The 18,636-nt window shown below is 37.1% G+C and carries 16 protein-coding genes; 6 read left to right on the top strand and 10 right to left on the bottom strand.

Annotated elements, in window-relative coordinates:
* Positions 1 to 190: 190 nt before the first annotated feature.
* Entirely contained in the window at positions 191 to 784 is a 594-nt protein-coding gene (locus OO007_RS17525) for a hypothetical protein (protein WP_325809774.1), read from the bottom strand.
* Between the two features lie 308 nt (positions 785 to 1,092).
* Between OO007_RS17525 and OO007_RS17520 the strand changes: the two genes are divergently transcribed.
* Positions 1,093 to 1,581: a YcxB family protein gene (locus OO007_RS17520; protein ID WP_325809773.1), complete on the top strand. Its 489-nt coding sequence runs from the start codon at positions 1,093 to 1,095 to the stop codon at positions 1,579 to 1,581.
* 58 nt (positions 1,582 to 1,639) lie between these two features.
* Here OO007_RS17520 and OO007_RS17515 read toward each other — a convergent pair whose 3' ends face one another.
* The 3 genes from OO007_RS17515 to OO007_RS17505 form a co-directional block, all read right to left on the bottom strand.
* Positions 1,640 to 2,842: a DUF1287 domain-containing protein gene (locus OO007_RS17515; RefSeq protein ID WP_325809772.1), complete on the bottom strand. Its 1,203-nt coding sequence runs from the start codon at positions 2,840 to 2,842 to the stop codon at positions 1,640 to 1,642.
* A 185-nt stretch (positions 2,843 to 3,027) separates the two neighbouring features.
* A complete protein-coding gene (locus tag OO007_RS17510) occupies positions 3,028 to 3,693 on the bottom strand; it encodes an AP2/ERF family transcription factor (RefSeq protein ID WP_325809771.1) in 666 nt (221 codons plus the stop codon).
* A 443-nt stretch (positions 3,694 to 4,136) separates the two neighbouring features.
* Positions 4,137 to 4,550, bottom strand: a complete 414-nt coding sequence (locus OO007_RS17505) for a hypothetical protein (RefSeq protein WP_325809770.1) — start codon at positions 4,548 to 4,550, stop codon at positions 4,137 to 4,139.
* A 438-nt stretch (positions 4,551 to 4,988) separates the two neighbouring features.
* Here OO007_RS17505 and OO007_RS17500 point away from each other — a divergent pair, with 438 nt between their 5' ends.
* Positions 4,989 to 5,567, top strand: a complete 579-nt coding sequence (locus tag OO007_RS17500) for a pseudouridine synthase (protein ID WP_325809769.1) — start codon at positions 4,989 to 4,991, stop codon at positions 5,565 to 5,567.
* Positions 5,568 to 5,711: 144 nt separating this feature from the next.
* Here the strand turns inward: OO007_RS17500 and OO007_RS17495 are convergent, their stop codons facing one another.
* From OO007_RS17495 to OO007_RS17470, 6 genes are all read right to left on the bottom strand, one after another.
* Positions 5,712 to 6,011, bottom strand: coding sequence for a type II toxin-antitoxin system RelE/ParE family toxin (locus OO007_RS17495; RefSeq protein WP_325809768.1), 300 nt, complete (start codon positions 6,009 to 6,011; stop codon positions 5,712 to 5,714).
* The gene (locus tag OO007_RS17490; protein ID WP_325809767.1) at positions 6,012 to 6,281 is read right to left on the bottom strand and encodes a type II toxin-antitoxin system Phd/YefM family antitoxin; all 270 of its coding nucleotides are present in this window, start codon (positions 6,279 to 6,281) and stop codon (positions 6,012 to 6,014) included.
* 405 nt (positions 6,282 to 6,686) lie between these two features.
* Complete coding sequence (locus tag OO007_RS17485; RefSeq protein WP_325809766.1) at positions 6,687 to 8,003, bottom strand: phospholipase D-like domain-containing protein; 1,317 nt, start codon at positions 8,001 to 8,003, stop codon at positions 6,687 to 6,689.
* 113 nt (positions 8,004 to 8,116) lie between these two features.
* A complete protein-coding gene (locus OO007_RS17480) occupies positions 8,117 to 9,535 on the bottom strand; it encodes a UvrD-helicase domain-containing protein (RefSeq protein ID WP_325809765.1) in 1,419 nt (472 codons plus the stop codon).
* On the bottom strand, positions 9,532 to 11,388 hold the full coding sequence (locus OO007_RS17475) for an ATP-dependent nuclease (RefSeq protein WP_325809764.1): 1,857 nt from the start codon (positions 11,386 to 11,388) through the stop codon (positions 9,532 to 9,534). Before OO007_RS17475 ends, OO007_RS17480 begins: the two co-directional genes overlap by 4 nt.
* Before the next feature lie 157 nt (positions 11,389 to 11,545).
* On the bottom strand, positions 11,546 to 12,310 hold the full coding sequence (locus OO007_RS17470) for a hypothetical protein (protein ID WP_325809763.1): 765 nt from the start codon (positions 12,308 to 12,310) through the stop codon (positions 11,546 to 11,548).
* Between the two features lie 427 nt (positions 12,311 to 12,737).
* Between OO007_RS17470 and OO007_RS17465 the strand changes: the two genes are divergently transcribed.
* From OO007_RS17465 to OO007_RS17450, 4 genes are all read left to right on the top strand, one after another.
* The gene (locus tag OO007_RS17465; RefSeq protein WP_325809762.1) at positions 12,738 to 14,483 is read left to right on the top strand and encodes an Ig-like domain-containing protein; all 1,746 of its coding nucleotides are present in this window, start codon (positions 12,738 to 12,740) and stop codon (positions 14,481 to 14,483) included.
* A 311-nt stretch (positions 14,484 to 14,794) separates the two neighbouring features.
* On the top strand, positions 14,795 to 15,334 hold the full coding sequence (locus tag OO007_RS17460) for an RNA polymerase sigma factor (protein ID WP_325809761.1): 540 nt from the start codon (positions 14,795 to 14,797) through the stop codon (positions 15,332 to 15,334).
* On the top strand, positions 15,331 to 17,640 hold the full coding sequence (locus OO007_RS17455) for a vWA domain-containing protein (protein WP_325809760.1): 2,310 nt from the start codon (positions 15,331 to 15,333) through the stop codon (positions 17,638 to 17,640). The genes OO007_RS17460 and OO007_RS17455 overlap by 4 nt, the downstream gene beginning before the upstream one ends.
* Before the next feature lie 372 nt (positions 17,641 to 18,012).
* Positions 18,013 to 18,621 carry a hypothetical protein gene (locus tag OO007_RS17450; RefSeq protein ID WP_325809759.1) on the top strand — a complete coding sequence of 203 codons (609 nt, stop codon included), beginning with the start codon at positions 18,013 to 18,015 and terminating at the stop codon, positions 18,619 to 18,621.
* Positions 18,622 to 18,636 lie beyond the last annotated feature (15 nt).

Raw genomic sequence — 18,636 nt, 5'->3', positions numbered from 1 at the left:
AGAAATGAATATGGCTCATTAAAAGATGAGCCATGTTCGCATACTCAAATTAGTAAAAAAGATCAAAAGCCACCCCCCACCTTAGGGGCACTTTTTTATGAATTATTTTCAATGAATTAATGAGGTTAGGTCGAATATGCATTGCGCCATCCGAGATACTTGATTGACGCCTACAAGTAAACGCGCAGGCTCATTGATCAAAATCACCGTCTTGGTATTTCTGTAACACCGCATCATTTGCTAACGATGCCGCTTCAACCAAAGCCTTTCCGTCACAATCACCATTGATAGCCCAGTATTCATTATCTTCATGCACTACCGTTTTTACACCGGGTACTTTAGCAAGTGACTGATAAATCTCATTGTTGAATGCGGTTGCAACATCTCCACTTCTAAAAAACTCTCCTGAGGAAACCATCACCGACCACTCAAACTCATCACCTATCGATTTTATTGCAGAAATTCCCTGCAGTGATTTATTTAACTTAGTTCCGACTCTAGCCCACACCTCTAACACTTCATCGTCATCGACGTTCTGTTTTTCAACCAATACCTCATCAATGGATGATGCACAGATACAAGGTCGCGCATCCTCTTTTTGTTTCTGGCGTTGCATATAATTTCGCCAAATCAGCAATAAAGCGCCACCACCAAAAAACAGCAAGGATAACGCGCCAATCAGCTTTGGTACTAAACCGGTTTGATTAAGCAGAAAGATACCAACCGCAGCAAACAGTAAACTGCCGAGAATTAAACCAAGGGGTGTCGATAAGAAATGTTTCATAATGGATCAAGTCTAGAACATAAATGGAAACATTGATAAGTCACTTGAGTGTGAGACTCAGAAATAGCGAAAAAAAGGGTTCAAATAGTTTATTAAGCCACCCCCCGGCTTTTGGGCACTTTTTTACAATGATTACTTTAACTTCGCTTTTACATAGCATTTACATAACTTTATTTAGTTTCTATCTGGAAATATTAACAAAGCATCCATCCCCCCAGAAATTTCGGATATGATTTACTCGTCAAGAAGATAGCATTGAGTTATCTATGATAAATACCTATAAAAAAGCACGAGGGATTTAATCAACCATGGAAGCCAAATTCAGAATAACTGAAGCAGATTATGTAAATGCCGGAAAACTCTTTAGCAGAACGACCACCAAGGTAAAACTCATTCTACTTCTGGGTGTGGTGCTTTTAGTATTGGGAGAAGTTTTTGGTCCGCGCAGTTTGTCGGGGGCATTAATCGGCGGATTGCTGGGAGGCACTTTAGTCGCGGTACTAATTAAATACATCATCTCGCCCTACATGCTAAAACGTCATTACCGCAAGTACAAAGCCATGCATGAAGAATTCACCATACAGCAACAGGATAATGGCGTATTCATAGGCTCATCAAGTGGCGAAGGCATAGTCAAATGGGACAATATTCTGAAATGGCGGCAAAACGACGACTATATTTTGCTCTACCCGATGCCGCGTTTGTATCATATCGTGCCTAAATCAATCGCTAAGCACGGCTTTGATATTGATGGACTAGTCGAAAGTCTTAAGAAACATGTCGGTAGCGAAACCTGATAAAAAACTGATAAAAACGAAAAGAATAATTGCCACCCCCCGGCTTAGAGGCACTTTTTTATGAGCCGGTTTCACCCTCGTAATCCACGTAATCCACGTAATCGACGTAATCCAAGTAATCTTTGTTTTTCGCAATCGACTTCATTCTCGAAGAGGATAAAGCAGTACCGTAATTAAAATGACCCGTAATCCTGTGTTTAAACAACATGTCGTTTAACTCAGGGCCTGCTCCGATATTATGCACAATTAACGGATTACCCGTAATCGCAGAAACTGAATTAGACACAATGCCAATATGCGTCAGCCCTTGACCCAAATCCCAGGTCACGATATTCCCTACTTTATAATCCGCAGGGTTATGCGTAACGGCTAAGGATGTGCCAATACGCTTAAAATACGTGATCAAATTGGGAACACGCCGATGATCAATATTGGTATCAGGTTTAGATAATCGCCAATTATTCGGATAACGATGGAAATTACGTTTCATATCCTCATGCACACGTTGTTGCAGATCAATCCCTAAACCACGAAATGATCGAATCACAACGTCGGTACATACGCCGATATTTTTAGGCACATCACCCATTGGATAGCCGATTTTCACATAGCGACCGTCATAGGTAACATTCGATTGCAGACGCAATTCAGCCTGTCTCGCAAGGTGATCCTGAAAAGATGAGATGGCGACGATAGGTGATGCTTGAATGTTAGGTGCAGCTGTAGGGATTGAGGCTTTTTCCAGCGCATATTTAAGATCGTTTTCAATACTTTCTGTGAATTGCTCTGCGATTTTAAACTCAGAGAGTTTAAGTGCTGCAAGGTTAGCTACATCTTTATTTGTATCTTTTTTTAGATCAACACTTTCATTATTTTCATCGCTCGCTAACTCAGGTAAAAAATAATAAGACTGATCAATATCCTGATGCGCTAATCCATTTTCAGTTTCAAAATCAGTTTTATCTGCAAGAGCATCATCCCCGATATTCCATGATGAGGGTTTCGCCTGCGTACCTTGAGTAGACCATACGTAAGTGGTCGGTAAAGCATATTTTGCAGAGGATGTTTGCTTATTGATCGGTTGTTGATGAGCTACAGAATCGTGTGATTCAATTGTTTTCGACGCATCCGAAACACTTGGCAATGGTTGTTTCAGGCTGCCCACTTTATTCAGCAATATCGTTTTGGCAACACCTAACAAACCGACGAATAAGGTCAGTAAAAGCAGTGTTTTCAAATAGGGAATAGTGAGTTTTTTCATTACCCTTACAGTAATAAATCATCCACACGGAATTGATAAGCGGCATAAGAATAGAAGGTAGTAATTATGCTTTGAATTGCTTTTATTAAGCCACCCCCTACCTTACGGGCACTTTTTCTGAATGAATAATAAAATAAAGTAGGTTGGATAAGCGCAGCGCCATCCGACTTATCCCACTAATCTCTTTAAGTCATACTTAAAAGCTCAGTATCTTTAATATTATAATCGCTCATATATTTTAATACTTCCGCTTTAAATGGTTTGTTATTTTTAAACTGCATCAATAATTGTTTAAACCATGACACCAAAATATCTTCTGAAATCACAGGTGCAAGTGCTCCAATATGTACTGCCTGCTTTTGCGTAAAATATAAATACCTGAAAACGATTAACAGCCTTTCCTTAACCGGTATATTTTTATAAATCGAATCGAATAAAGCATAGTCTTTATTTTTTTGTAGAAACTCACAGGCTTTAAACCATGCCATTTCATAACCGTATTTGTTAATACTAAAGTTCTTATGAAAACGAATATTATTTGTCGTACCCTGCACATGAAAATAACAGGTGTTGTACGAAATTCTAAACTTAATACCTTTAACGCCGGTAGAATAAGGAGAACTGATTCTTCTCAATTCCTTAGCTGCAATATCGCGTTTACTGCTTGCCAGATTTTTTTCCATCATCCATTTTGCATGGAGTGATTTAGCATCTGATAAAATCTCATCTTCTGATTTATCCGTCGATTTAAAACTATAATACTTTTGCATTAATTTCGAATCGACCATAACAGCAACACGGACGCCGATGAACCCTGCCTTATGCTCGTCTTTTCTATACGTTCTAATCATATCTCTAACGATGTTAACTATTTGCAATGAGTAAATTCACATTATTAATTTACACAGATACCATCGAAAAACATAATTAAAGTATGGAAAGCCCTTAATTACTTATTTTAATTAGTTTTTATGTTAATTAGTTGTTTATTGGGCGTAGAAAAATCAGAAAGTCACCCCCCTACTTAGCATGAGCTTTCCATTTCGTTTTTTGAAATGGACAACTCAGCCGAGGTGCAACCGGGACAACGTTGGAACGCAGTGACGACGACCCGAGGGGTGAGGCCTTAGCCGAATATTTATGCCAGAGCTTAGGACTAGCTCGTCTGTATAACGACTCTAAACCTTACGCGTGTATCTAGGCACTTTTTTCGATGACAATTAAAAGTTTGCAGGTCGGATAAGCAAAGCGCCATATAAGCTATTTGAACATTTTTACCCGGATCACGCGTTTCCTAGCGAAGCCTCTCTTTAAATTTTTCTAAGAGTTCCATATCATCCCGCCCTACTGTTGGCACTATATTGTTATCCGCATCAAGCATGAATATCTCAGGGTTTTGAGGATCAGGGCTGGAATTATCTTGAATATTCTTAGGATCACTACCAAATATTTCTGGATCCAAAGTATTTTTATCAACATCATCATCTATTAGTGCATAAGGTTTTACTTTGTTATTTTTTCTAGCATTTGCTGTAGATTGACGTCTTCTTTTAGTTTCTTGTTTCTTTCTCTCAATCTCAGCGACTACCTTATCTAACTCTTGAATCGCAGCCATTTCACTCTTACTAAATAGCGGCTTAGCAAAAGCAGGTGCAGAAAACGCAAACATCACCATTAAAAATAAACTGAAGGATTTTAAAAGTTTCATAGTTAAATATTAGTCCATATTTTAAATATGTCTAATCAACCAATAAATATCACCGCCTGACTATCACGCACTTTTACTCAATGAACAATGAAAATGTACCTTGGATAAGCCTAGCGCCATCCGACATGACCATGATAATTTTCATACTATAGCTCTCATACAATAGCTCTCGTACTACAGCGCTCGAAAAAAACCGGATGGCGTACCTTATCCGACCTAAGTTGCTTTCAATGGTAATTCATACACAGTAGGTATTTCGCGAAGCTATTTTAATAACGTGTGTTACAGTGATTAAGATAACTGCTTGAATCCACATTTTCTCTCCCGCCCTAATTATTGATTTCACATCTATTTTCAAGCACAGGGAAACTCGCCATTATTTCGTTTACTCAAAATAATCTCACTTAAGTGTGCAAGAACACCCACTGAAAAAAAACAATGAATACAGCAGCGAACGATTCGAGAAAACTGTTGGCGCTCAATAAACCGAAGGGTTATGTCGTCACACGCTCTGATGAACTAGGTCGAAAAACAGTCTACGACCTTTTACCTCAATGGGTTTTTAATGATGGATGGATGCCCATCGGGCGCCTAGACCTGGAATCCAAAGGGATTCTATTATTCACAACAAACGGCAAAGTGGGCGAAAGGCTCACCAGACCAGGTAATTGCATCAAAGTTTATGAGATTTGGGTCAGAGGTCACGTAACAGACGAGCATATTGCAGCAGCGCTGAAAGGCGTGGAAAGTAGAGAGGATATCCTGAAAGTGCTTAGTGTTGAAAGAAAAGGCACAGGAGGCGCGAAAACAAAACTTTGGGTAGCGATTGACGAAGGAAAGAATCAGCATATTCGTCGGCTTTTTGGCGCATTGAAAGATCCCAAATTTGCGACCGCTTTAAAAGTCTTAAAACTTACACGAATCAGCATTGGTAGTTTTAGACCAGACATCGAAAGCGGTAAATGGCGCTATCTATCTTTAGCGGAAGAAATATTGCTAATTAAAGATCTTGGTTAATATAAAAAACGATCTTTGGCACCCCCCACCTTTGGGGCACTTTTTCTCAATGACTAAAGGGCGTAACCGTCGATTAAATATTGCTTATGAACGGTTGATTATCCTATTTATTTAGTATAATACAAACGTACTAAACACAGTAATTTAGTCATCCTGCTCATTGATACTTAACAATCTTTCACTACGCCAAACGCGAATAACCTGAATTAACGACTTGCTACGCAGATAGACGATTCTAAAAGGTGGATGAATGAGCTCACGTATATGCTCTTCATTAAACTCGGGAACCATCCTGCCAATATCAGGATGTACAATTAGTGATTCAATATGCTCGAAAATGGCTAAGACAAAATCATCCCCAACCTCAGGAACATCCAAATCAGCGTAATAGTGTTTGATACTTTCTAGGTCTTCAAATGCAGATTGGGATAATGTGACGTCCACTTATTTAAGGCCTAATTTTTCTTTAACCTCTGCTAAACCGATGTTTTTACCCTCTTCTATCTCTACCAAGCCCTGAGCAATGGCTTTAACAAATGCTAATTCTTCACCATGTTTTTCAAACTCTTCAAGCCCCTGCACCACAGCCACTCCACGACCACGACTGGTTAAAAGAATGGGCCGATGAGAGTCCTTGGCATGATTGACAACCTTGCCAGGATTAACTTTAAGATCAGATAGAGAAATCACATCTTCGGAAAATTTAGTTTGCATAGCCTTGCCTTAAAGAACAGAAAGACCTGTTTATAGCACCTATTTAATGGACATGTCAAAAAACTTGGGAGGCTTACAAATGGCTTGTTGATAACACACAAAGATACTGACATCAGATAATAATTGGCAATATACCAACGATTATAAAAGGGGTGTCCAGTTACATAGTTACATAGCTAAATAGGAATAATGAAATAGCCACCCCCTAGTTTTGAATGATATTACGTTTTTGTCGTTTAAAAACGTAAATAGAATTTATGCTTTGCGAGGCAGTTTTTATCAATCAGAATCTTCCTTGGTTTCATGAGTAACCGTTTGTCGAGGATATATCAATAACTTACAGGCGCGACTACCGGTTGAATATTGCTTATGAGCGTTTGGTTGTCCTATTTATTACAGGCTGTATTAAATTTCTAAAATATTTAAAGCATTTATGCTTTTCAAAGACTTCATTCCTTTATCTATAAAACCTTTCTTCCAAACTTGTTTGTAACTATCTTTAATCTCTTGAAAGCTTTCTCCCTTTTCAAGACGGTTATAAAGTTTTTTTGAATAAAGAAAGTGATAAGCCATGTTAGATTTTATATAGTTATTTGTGGGTATATCTCTTAGCTTCTTAGTAAGAAAATCTGTATAGGCAAATAATTTTTCACCTCTAGATTTAGCATTTGTATCTATCCCTAATTCATTACATATTATATTTAAATCCTTTAGTTTAAAAATAGGGAAAAATTTATCTGGATAAAAGTAAGAAGCTAGTCGTATTGGAAGTGCTTCTGAATATTGAGGAATTTCAAAATCAAAAAGTCCTTTACAAAAAATCTGAAATGAATTCTCATCTTCAAAATTCCAAGGTTCCATTTCATGCATATCAGGAAATATAAAAGAAATTACTTTATGAAAGTCTGGATGCTTAAAAACATCTTCAAACTGACTTTCCCTCAAGCCAGTATTCGCTAATTTTTCTTCTTCAAGATAAACAAAATCATAAAAAAGATTCTCTCTTCTTTTATCATTACCTTTTGGAGCATAAAACAGAGAGATGTCAAATTTATTGACACTCAAACTTCTTTTAAAAATATTTCTTTTCTTGTTTGCTTTATAGATCAATTGTAATTTTGAATTACTTATAATTGTGGAATTAAATATCTCATCAAATAACTTATCCACATTCAACGTCGACGTTTGGTTTTCATCGCTAACTTCAACCTTAGTGCTATTTTCAAATTTCTGTTTTTTCTTTAAGACGTTATATTTTTCAATATTCTCATCTAACAGTTCTTTTGTAATTACATTTGGTTTGGATGTTTCCCAAAGATCATCAAAAACTTCAGTGCTTTTAAGTAAATTCGTTTTGTCTATTTCAACTGTAAGCTCAATATTTTTTTCAAAACCACCCTTAGTCAAGTTTGACGATGTTATGAATGCCCTATTATCAATTATGTAATGTTTAAGATGAATATCGTTGTTGAAACAAATTTCAAAACCATTATCCAATAGGTATTGGAGTGTTGGTATATCAAAAGTATTTATATTTGAATCATCAAATTTTGTAATTAATCTTTTGTCTTTTATATTATTAATTTTTTCTTGTTCTAAAACTTTCCTAGCATATGAACTAATAAATGGCACTGCTATTAATAATCTATTGCTCGAATTTTCAATTTTTTCTGTTATCAAATTTGTAATTGGATTTAATATAATTTTTTCATTCGTACTCATAGGTTGGACACTTCAATTTGTGGAGTTATTTTTTTAATGCAGGAAGCTTGAATTCACACCCCCCTACTTTTAGTCACTTTTTTTACAAATTCTGTATTTTTATCGAATAATTACTAACCAACTATATTGCTTGCAGAAAAGACACTAATCGACTTAGCTCCACGCGATAAAGCAACATACAAATGATTAGCATTCATATTACCAGCATCTAAAATTAGAATATGGTCAGCCTCAAGCCCTTTCAACAATAATGTTGAGCCAATTGCCAACCGAGGTACCCGTCTATCACCATGATGTCGCCTTTTTTCACGAACAATTTTTGCAGATTCTTTCATACTTTTATTAGGTTCACTGATAGAAACTGCAATCGTGTCTTTCAAAGCTGAAAATGCTCCTCTTCGAAACACCTTGCTCTCAGGCTTATTTTCAAGCTGAATTAATAATTTTTGAAGGGATTCTCTACCTCCTTGTTCGACAAAAGTTTTAGCGGCTAATTCTACAGGAATGGCTGGAACGCGGTTTCTTCCAGCAAGAATCGTTTGTAAGCGTTGTAATAACCTCGCTCTATCAACTCCTGTCATCATTTTAGCTATTGCTGTCAATAATTGTTCAATGAGTTGTACTCCCTGCATTACATCTATACTTGATGCCAAATTGATAACATCACTAAATTCAACTGGTTCTACAACATCAATACCATGAGCAATTTTTGCAAAATTATGCCTTGAAGCCACTCTAAGTGAATCACCAATTACTAAAAATTTTTCATTATCAGATTTATCATTTCGTATTTGGAATTGAACATTATTTTGGTTTTGTAGATCTACTCTTTCATTTCCTGTTAGTTGATACCACTTAACATAGTTAGGACATGTTTGCAGGTTGATCTGATTTCCTTGAATTAATGATTGCCTTGCAGTTAAGATCCATTGGCCAAGTTCTGTTGTATTGGCATTTTCCCAGCGCCAAGGAGTATCTAATTCTAAAACTTGGGGAAATTGTCTAAGCACAACTTGTCCCCAATTAGGATGAACAGTTGTACCGAAGTTAAAAATCGTTTGCATTGGGTCACCAAACACAACTGTCGGTAGAATAACCGAAAGACTACTTACCAAATTGTGTTGATCAAGACCGCAGTCTTGATATTCATCAACTAATAGTCGTGAGTAGGAAGCACGAAGAATTTCTATAATATGACCTGCAAGGAGAAAACCATTAACAACTTGGCGTAGTTCTGGATAGAAGGCTTGTGGATTATCAGGGGATGCTTGTATAGGACATGAAAATGGAAACATTTTCGCAATCCTTAACGCCCAGCCATCAATAGTTGCAACTCGGTAATTCTTGTTTGGTACACCTTGTTGTTTTAATCTTTGTTTAAGTGCTGCAACACCTGCTGTAGTGTGAGTCAAGACCAAATAAGGCTTTTCAGCTTGCACATTTAATGTCTCAGTAATCAGGTGTGTTTTTCCACAACCAGCAGGAGCTACAACCAATCCTTTTGGGGAATTAATGACAACATCAACACTCATCTAAAATCACCATTTAAATCAGCCCAATGAATAATACTATTTATAATCTCTGAAAAATGCTCATTATAATTAGCTAAGCTTGGGCCAATTACTGTTCTAGTTAGCTCCTCAGCTTTTGAAATATCTTTAAACCATTTATACTGACCTGCTGCATTTGCCAGGAACGGACGCATAGCATCTGTCGGGTTATCAAGACATGCTCTTAAATCAAAACTATTTCCCGAGCAATTGATAATATGTTGATTTATTTTTTGTTCATCTTGTAAACCAATAGCAAAACTAATTAATAATGGAATTACGTTTAGTTGACACCAATTAAATAGCGCACCTTCAGTAGATTGACCATGACCCCATTCAAATACGTTAATACCAATATCTCTACAATGTTGTGACTTCGCTAAATGAGCATCAGTATTTATATCTGAGTCTTGTAAAATTGACGTGGGATAACCTAAAGACTTAAATATCTCTGCTCGTTTAAAGTAGTTGTCACCACCTCCTCCATCAGTGCAGGATGCTCCTTTAGCATGAATACCTGTATTACCAATATCTCGATAAAAGAGATCAATACCTTTTATCAAACCAACCTCAGTTTTACCTTCACCTACAATTACTGCACGACTAAAAAAAGCCTCTGCACATGCTCGCAATGTCGCTTGCTGCTGATTACCACCCTCTATGTGATATATGTGATGACTTCTTATGGGTTCTTCTTGAGGAACTTGTGCTACTGGGGCTTGTGCTACTGGGGCTTGTGCTACTGGAGCTGGTGCTACTGGAGCTGGTGCTACTGGAGCTGGTGCTACTGGAGCTGGTGCTACTGGAGCTGGTTGTGGTGGAGCTGGGAAAATTTGGCGCATAACATGCAGTTGTTCAGCTTGTAGCTCACGCAACACATATGGTGAATGAGTTGTGATAAAAACTTGTTTTGTGGGATGTTGCTCTTTAGAACCTAATTCATTTAATAGTCGAGTAATACGAAATGGCTCTAGTCCATATTCAGCCTCATCAACAATTAATATTTTAGAAGAAGTAGCTGCTTTTTGTAATCCACTTATTAATAGGCGTGTTGATCCCGTTCCTAATTGCCATAATGGAATATTATTACTGTCATGTAAGCTGATAGCTCCGCTAGAAAGAGATACCCCTTTCACATCAAGCAATGCTTGTAAGTCACCCACAGGAACACCAAGGTCCTCTGCAACTGCTTTCACCTTTAGAAGAACTTCGTTTACTTCTGGAAGTGGTTGATCAGCAAAAGTTTGGCGAGTCCGTCGGCTAATAGAAGCTAATACTGAAGATACATCTAATGAATCTTCTGATAGCTTGTTTAAAACAGAACGATTTCCCCAAGCTAAGTGCTGATGAGCTGCTGTGCCGAGCCGGGCTGGTGTAACTAATTCTCGATGCTTCCAAGGTAACCTTCGCTCCAAACCTTCCGCTTCCGCTCTTAAAGAATAAAGGAGCCAGTCGGGATTTAAATCCTCTCCAACTGTTAGCTTTATTGTTAAAACTGATTCCAAGCCTTGCTGTGGTTCATCAAAAATCTGTTTTGTAGTTGAATTATAGCTTCTTAAAAAATCACCATACGTATCAATACTCATTAACTGATCATCTAATGCACCCAAAGTTACAAAAACTTCGATAGGAATAGTAGTATCTAATTTATAGAAGTCGGCATCAGTAAAAGGGTAGAAACGCCTAGCACCAAGCGCAAGATCAATCGCATCAAGAATAGTTGATTTACCAGAATCACCTGGACCAATTAAACAATTCAGTCCAGAGTTTGGATACCAGATTAGTTCTTTAATTGATCGGAAGTTTTTAATATATATCTGTCTAATTACTGACATTTAATGAAGCTCACTCAATAGTTTATTTTATAAAAAATATCTAATAAGGTTATTAATAGACTAAAATTATTGGGGGCAGAGTAACATTAAGTATTATAAAAAATACCACCTGCTTTTAGCCACGTTTCTATATAATCTATTAAGTTAACCTTGAATATTACAACTTCCCACCATCTTTCAAAATAGAATTACTCGTTCGTTGTTTCATATCGTAAGTAATCTCTCTTTTATTCTGTGACACTAACGGTCTGTATTGATAAGTCAGCTCATAAGACATCATGTTTTGATATTTTTCTTTGTAGTTTAAGGTCACTAAATTATCAGTCTTTACTCCCCATGCCTGTAAATTTCCCACTAGTGATTCCTGAATACTTTTTGCAAAAACACCGCCTAAACCCTGACTATTTCTTTTCACATCTTCTCTACTTATATTGTTAGCTTTCCCATATTTTTCAGTGAGTTGAGCATGTAGCGCTTCATAGAAATATTTTCTTTCTTCTGGCTTCAGTAGGTTGACATGAAAAATGACTTTTACCTGATACAGTTCTTCCGTGGTCTTAGTAAAGTAAAGCCTTACGGTAGTTGTCTTATCCATGATTTTTGATCTATAGGAATACACCCTTGCATTAGGTTGGCGATTGATCACTTTGGCATTGTATTTAGCATGAATCGCTGATGTACCAGGAGTCATGGCTAATTGCCGCTGTCGAGCGATCTGTTTTGCTTTGTGAATACTGGTGCCAAACTTCCAGCCATCAAAACCAAAAGAGGATTGTGCGTTTTCATTCGTTTCACTAACAGGACAAGGTGCTGATTGGTATATTGTTTTCCCATCTATCGTGCATTTATTAATTTGAGCAGTAGCGATATTTGGTAGGATATTTAACAGAGCAAACAGAATTATTATTTTTATTATATTCATCACACACCCAATTTACAGTCGAAGATCGTTGTTATATTTATGATATAAAATTTCTACACCGATTAGTAGAATTTATTGCAAAATAAATACACCCCCCCTACTTTGGGGCACTTTTTGATTACTAAAGAAAGATCAATAGTAGTTAATTGACCTTTGTACATCGACGATTCCTAACAGAATCTACGATGAGCTTTCTTGGCTCTTGCTGAGCCTCAGAAAGCTGCTTTTTCGATTAATCTGAAGATTATCGTTTTATTTGATCTGCTTGTTATCATTTTAAGAGTCCTATTCAGTGGACTAAGAAATATTCTATATATATAAGTTTTGTTTAACCGTTTACTTATGCCTTTTATCGTTAGAAGCACTATTACTCGCTATTCAGTGTTCTAATCGCTTCTACTACTAATAATTATTCAAATAAAAAATCATGATATCTCTCTTAGTTTTTAAATCCCTAAAATCTTATCTCTTAATTCTACTGATTGGTGGATTACAGATAACATCTCTTTACGCTGAAGAAATTTCAAACCCTATCAACGTGGGTGATATTGAAACTAACTCTAGTATTAAAAGTGATTGGCTTGGCTTAAATTATTTTCCACTTGATGATAGTGATGATATCCCTCAAACAGAGTCTGAAAGAATCAATTGGAAAGTCGCGACGATGGCTGATGATGAAAATAGTTTATTTATTTTCTATGAAAATAACTTTTCCAATATTAGTGAAACAACTACCCACGGATCACGTTTAGGCTTTTCCTGGGGCTATCAGGTATTTCTTGATACGGATGATTCTTCTGACACTGGATTTCAACTAAGTAATGTATTCGGCGCTGATTATGTGATTGAAGGCAATGTATTAATGAAATATGAGGGTTCTGGTTCAAACTGGAATTGGTCTACTCTAGGTTCACTTTCCTCAAATTTCTCTGCTACCAAGGTCGAATATAAACTTTCTAGAGTTTCGATTGGTAACCCTAAAAAAATAAAAGCGGTATTTCAGGGAAGTAATTATGCATTCGGCGGTGTTACTACTGATCTGTACCCTAATGGTGCTTTCGATGATAATGCCAGCACTCGATATTTCACGTATAAATTAGCTGATTCTCCAAACATAGGAGCTAATACCCCACCTGTTTTGAATGATCTACACTTCGTTGTCCCGAAAAACAGTCGTGAATTAGGATACAACATTGATGGAACAGATGTTGATAGTCAGTTTTTAACTTACGAAATTCTTTCAACGCCTCAAAATGGTAGTTTTTGGTTCAGGTGGTTTGGCGATGTCGATTACGTAATTTTCTATTCACCCAATCAGGGTTTTGTCGGTGAAGATACGTTTACTTACAAGGCTTCCGATTCAGTAGATGATTCGCGTATAGCAACGGTTACCTTCAATGTGGTTGAAGATAATTCACTTGATTCATACTCAAATGTAGTTGATGACGAATTTATGGTGATTGATGGGCAAATCACTGAATGGGATTCTGTAAAGGCATTTACTGATATAGATAGAATTGTTCAAACGGCTTCAGGACCTGATTGGATAAACGCTAGCCTTGCTCATAGCAATGACAATCTGTATTTATACCAGAAGAATCGCAATCCAATCGTTGCTGATGAATTGAGCGGTAATTACATCCCTTGGATTTATCAAGTTTACTTAGATACTGATCAGAACAAAGACTCTGGATACTTACTGAGTGATGGTATTGGTGCTGAGTACATGATCGAAGGTAACTACTTATACTTTTACAATGGGTCTGGAAGTGATTGGAATTGGCAAGAATTGTCTGAACTTGAAGCCTCATTTGCAGGAAACTTATCTGAGATCAAGATTCCTAGAAATTTAATTAGCTTTACTCAAAGTAATTTCAATCTGAGTTTTTACGGCAATGGCTATAGCAGAGTTATTTATCCATCTACCAGCAATCGCTTCTTTGAATACAGCATTGGCGCTGGAGTATCTGCTCCTGAATTGAATATAGCGGATAGACAAGAAGGTTTAATCAAGTCACCTTTAAGCCATCAACCTGTAGCATCAACTTCTATCGAAAATAGTACGGATACAACGACAGGAACAAGTTCAGGTGGTGGATTATTTAGCTATTGGTTTATACTTTTTGGCGTTTCATTGTTAGTTACCAGACGAAAATTCAACGCTAAATTTTAAGATAAAATCTGACTATGTGAGTATATAAAATATCGGCTGTAGATTTATCGCCGATATTTTAATAAGCATTAAAAGCCAGAACCAGATTAAATATCAAAAGTGCTAACAAAGAAGTCAGTTCCCCTAACCTAGGTTTTAATAACACCCCCCACCTTTGGGGCACTTTTTTCTCTGAACCATCAAATAGGTAGATTAGATATGCATAGCGCCATCGGATCTCCTGCGCTTTATGCTTTCTTCTTATTGTTTTATTCTTTTTGGTTAATAATATTTCCAAGGAAATTCCCACAGGAAACGTCATAATAACAACAATGAATGAAATCAAAAGTGACATTGAGCTAATCAAAGCTATAAACAACGGTGATGCAGTTGCATTTACAGCTTTATTAGAGCGCTATTACGATCTCATTTATCGCGTAGCTTTTCGTACTTTGGTCAATCAACAAGATGCTGAAGATGTAGCTCAGGAAATTTGTATAGCTTTACCTAAGAAACTTTCGACTTTTCGGGGGAAATCGAAACTGACAACATGGATTTATCAGGTCACTCTCAATCAATGTCGTGATTTGATGAGAAAATCAAACCGTTCAAAATTAATGATGGCTGATTTTAGTGAGATTAGTGAGCTTCAAACCTTTCAAAATGAAGAGCACCGTAAAACGGTAGAGTGGGCATATAACGCAATAGATTACTTAACAGAGCCATGGCGGGAAACAACATTGTTAGTAGTGGCTGAAGGTTTAACGCATGCCGAGGCTGCCGAAGTATTAGGTATTAAAGAGTCCACCGTTTCATGGCGGATGATGGAAGTAAGAGAAAAACTAAAAGCGCGAGAGGAGGTAACTAAATGAAAGATAAACTTGATAAATTAAAGCAAGCATTCGAACAGGAGCCTGAGATAAAAGCCTCTGATCGTGCTAAAAAAATCGCGATGCAATCGGCCATGCAAGCGTTTGAAAAACAACAAAACAAAAAAAATGAAAATAATTTCCAAGGAAATTCTGAGCACGCTCGTCAAAAGGATGAAGACCGCAAAAAAGCAGGTCTATTTAACCTTTTAGATTGGAGCAAACTCATGAAGTATTCTTACTTATTCCCAGTAGCAGCGGCTGGCACTTTAGCTGTATCCGTCCTTGTTTTGAATCCGCAAATTTTTCAAAACAGGGAAAGAGATGACTATCTGTCACAAAAAACATCTAACGAATTAAATGAAACACTTAATTCTAATGTTAAGTCCAAAACAGAAGTAGCTAAAAATATAGAAGAAAAAACCTTATCTACCGTTGTAGATCAGAACATTGCCGAACCGGCATTAGCAGAAGCTCCTTCTGTAAAAGTGACCCCAGTACAACCACAACATAAGATTGTTCAGAAGCCTCAAGACGCCAAGCAAGTAAATAAAGCTAACCCTGAATACGTAGGTGGGAAAATAGGTATGGGCGTCACAGATGATGATGCTACTGATGTGCAGTTTAACCAGATACTTTCTGAAAGTGAAAATCAATCTACGAGTAGTGGTTTGTGGGCTGGAAATAACAATAAAAGAAACGAATCAAGCGCTAGAGAAAGGAGTGCTCAAGTTAACCACAATTGGGTATCTAAAGAGCCTACGCGTCATATTAGTAGTCTCAAACAACCCTCTCCGGAAAGCGATCGAAAGACTGTTAGTCACCAAGCATCTCCAGTAGGTAATGATAAGTTTGAGCCTATCAAAACTAATTCGCTGAAACTAACAAAGTATAATCCTGTTTCAACGTTTTCTATTGATGTTGATACTGCTTCTTACAGTTTTATGCGTAGCTCGCTCAATCAAGGTCGTTTACCGCAAAAAGATGCGGTTCGAGTAGAAGAGCTTATTAATTACTTCCCTTATGATTACGAACAACCAAAAGATGCGACACTGCCTTTTAAAGTTTCAACTACTGTGACACCAACACCATGGAATGAAAATACTAAATTGTTACATATTGGTATCAAGGGTTATGACTTACCTAAACAAGAAAACCCAAAATCAAACCTCGTTTTCTTATTGGATACATCGGGATCGATGAATCAAGAGAATAAGCTCCCATTATTGATTAATTCTTTCAAGCTGTTACTCAGCACGTTACAAGATGACGATACGGTTTCAATTGTTGCTTACGCGGGGAGTGCAGGTCAGGTACTCGAGCCAACTAAAGTAAAAGAGAAGGCAAAAATCATTCTAGCCTTAGAACGCTTAAGAGCGGGTGGTTCTACGGCAGGTGGACAAGGTATTCGTCTCGCGTATCAACTCGCGGAAGCTAATTATGATAAGGATGCGGTAAACCGGGTTTTATTAGCTACAGATGGAGACTTTAATGTAGGTATCCGCGATAAAGAAGAACTTAAAGGCTTTGTTGAACGCAAGCGTAAGTCAGGTGTTTATTTATCCGTATTAGGTTTTGGCAAAGGTAATTATAACGATGCTCTAATGCAGAAGCTCGCTCAAAATGGTAATGGTAATGCAGCCTATATCGACAGTTTAAGTGAGGCGCGTAAAGTACTAGTAGAAGAGGCTTCATCAACATTGTTTACCATCGCAAAGGATGTAAAAATCCAAATGGAATTTAATCCAAAAACTGTCGCTGAATATCGACTTATTGGATACGAAACGCGTGCTTTGAAACGTGAAGATTTCAATAACGACAAAGTTGATGCTGGTGATATAGGGTCAGGTCACACGGTGACTGCAATTTATGAAATCACCCCAGTAGATTCTGAGAACAAAGCAATTGATCCCCTTCGTTATGGTCAAGACATTGCTACTGAAATAAAGGCTACTGAAAAGAAAACTGCTGAAGACAAACAAGAAACTAAAGTTAAACAGAGTGAATACGGATTCTTGAAAATTCGCTATAAGCTACCTGATGAAAATACAAGTAAGCTAATTCAAACACCAATACACATCGCGGATGCCGTAGAAAATATTAACTCGGCCTCAATTGAAACAAAGTTTGCAACAGCGGTGGCAGCTTTTGGCCAACTGTTACGTGATGGAAAGTACACAAAATCATTTAGCTATGATGATGTTATCGAGCTAGCACAGAATGCAAAAGGTAAAGATCCATACGGTTATCGTGCTGAGTTTATTACACTAGTGAGACTTGCTAAAACTGCTCAGGCTTTACCGCAGTAAATTAAACAGTTCGAAAGCCTTCTCATTGTAACTCCTACTTAACATAAGTTGGGTTAAGAACACCACCCGACATTGATTATAGAATCAATATGATCATGTCGGATGGTGCTTTACCTATTCGTTTATGACCTGCTCTTTGTTAGTGAAAAACATTAACAGTGATAGATTTACTTTCATATATCCGGATTCACAATGGGACTATTTTAAATGAATAGGATCAGAGTAACGTGAAATATCGTCAATAATGTCACCCCCCTACTTATAGGCACTTTTTAAATCAAGTATCCACTGATAAAAATATAATTAAGCTTGTATTCAAACTATTTATGCGAGAATTAATATTCTAACTAACAATAAAAATAGGAATACCCGATGGATAACAGCGTTTACAGACCACCTGAAGCGAATCTCATTCTGGAGAGTGCTGCTGAAACTGACGAGAATATGTTTTATGTGGTTTCACCTAAAAAATTCCTATTGTTATTTATTGGGACTTTAGGAATGTATCAACTCTACTGGTTTTACGAAAACTGGAGAAAATATAAATACGAAAATAATTTGAGTCTCTGGCCTGTCCCACGCGCTATTTTTTCTATATTTTTTACTCATTCATTGTTTCGTAAAATCAATGAGGAACTGGGATTTAAAGAAGGAAAAGAAAAATGGGATTACGCGACTGCGGCTACCTTATTTGTCTTATTTACCCTGATTTCCAATGCTGACGGCCTATTTGATAGAGTGTTTGGTGAATTGATTTCAATATTGATTGTACTGGTTATGGTTCCCCTGACAGCGTGGGTTTTGTACGGCGCTCAATTAAAAATCAATCTGGCATGTGGATCTGTAGATGGAGAAGAAAATAGTAAAATCACTGGCGTGAATATTATTTGGCTGGTTGTTGGTGGTTTACTTTGGTTGATGTTTATCTTTTTTATTGTGTTAGCTATCAACCCTGAATTGTATCTTTTATTAGGGGTTTAAACAGGTAGAAATGCC

This window comes from Cocleimonas sp. KMM 6892, from assembly GCF_035798195.1.
GTDB lineage: Bacteria > Pseudomonadota > Gammaproteobacteria > Thiotrichales > Thiotrichaceae > Cocleimonas > Cocleimonas flava.
Note: the sequence above shows the minus strand (reverse complement) of the source record. Positions and strands in the feature narration are given on the sequence as shown.

What these genes read in the sequence shown, in the direction of transcription:
- OO007_RS17490 (WP_325809767.1), bottom strand. Translation starts at nt 6,281, where the DNA reads ATGCAAACTAAATTTTCCGAAGATGTGATTTCTCTATCTGATCTTAAA.
- OO007_RS17525 (WP_325809774.1), bottom strand. Translation starts at nt 784, where the DNA reads ATGAAACATTTCTTATCGACACCCCTTGGTTTAATTCTCGGCAGTTTA.
- OO007_RS17515 (WP_325809772.1), bottom strand. Translation starts at nt 2,842, where the DNA reads ATGAAAAAACTCACTATTCCCTATTTGAAAACACTGCTTTTACTGACC.
- OO007_RS17465 (WP_325809762.1), top strand. Translation starts at nt 12,738, where the DNA reads ATGATATCTCTCTTAGTTTTTAAATCCCTAAAATCTTATCTCTTAATT.
- OO007_RS17485 (WP_325809766.1), bottom strand. Translation starts at nt 8,003, where the DNA reads ATGAGTACGAATGAAAAAATTATATTAAATCCAATTACAAATTTGATA.
- OO007_RS17500 (WP_325809769.1), top strand. Translation starts at nt 4,989, where the DNA reads ATGAATACAGCAGCGAACGATTCGAGAAAACTGTTGGCGCTCAATAAA.
- OO007_RS17480 (WP_325809765.1), bottom strand. Translation starts at nt 9,535, where the DNA reads ATGAGTGTTGATGTTGTCATTAATTCCCCAAAAGGATTGGTTGTAGCT.
- OO007_RS17510 (WP_325809771.1), bottom strand. Translation starts at nt 3,693, where the DNA reads ATGATTAGAACGTATAGAAAAGACGAGCATAAGGCAGGGTTCATCGGC.
- OO007_RS17450 (WP_325809759.1), top strand. Translation starts at nt 18,013, where the DNA reads ATGGATAACAGCGTTTACAGACCACCTGAAGCGAATCTCATTCTGGAG.
- OO007_RS17475 (WP_325809764.1), bottom strand. Translation starts at nt 11,388, where the DNA reads ATGTCAGTAATTAGACAGATATATATTAAAAACTTCCGATCAATTAAA.
- OO007_RS17505 (WP_325809770.1), bottom strand. Translation starts at nt 4,550, where the DNA reads ATGAAACTTTTAAAATCCTTCAGTTTATTTTTAATGGTGATGTTTGCG.
- OO007_RS17520 (WP_325809773.1), top strand. Translation starts at nt 1,093, where the DNA reads ATGGAAGCCAAATTCAGAATAACTGAAGCAGATTATGTAAATGCCGGA.
- OO007_RS17460 (WP_325809761.1), top strand. Translation starts at nt 14,795, where the DNA reads ATGAATGAAATCAAAAGTGACATTGAGCTAATCAAAGCTATAAACAAC.
- OO007_RS17455 (WP_325809760.1), top strand. Translation starts at nt 15,331, where the DNA reads ATGAAAGATAAACTTGATAAATTAAAGCAAGCATTCGAACAGGAGCCT.
- OO007_RS17470 (WP_325809763.1), bottom strand. Translation starts at nt 12,310, where the DNA reads ATGAATATAATAAAAATAATAATTCTGTTTGCTCTGTTAAATATCCTA.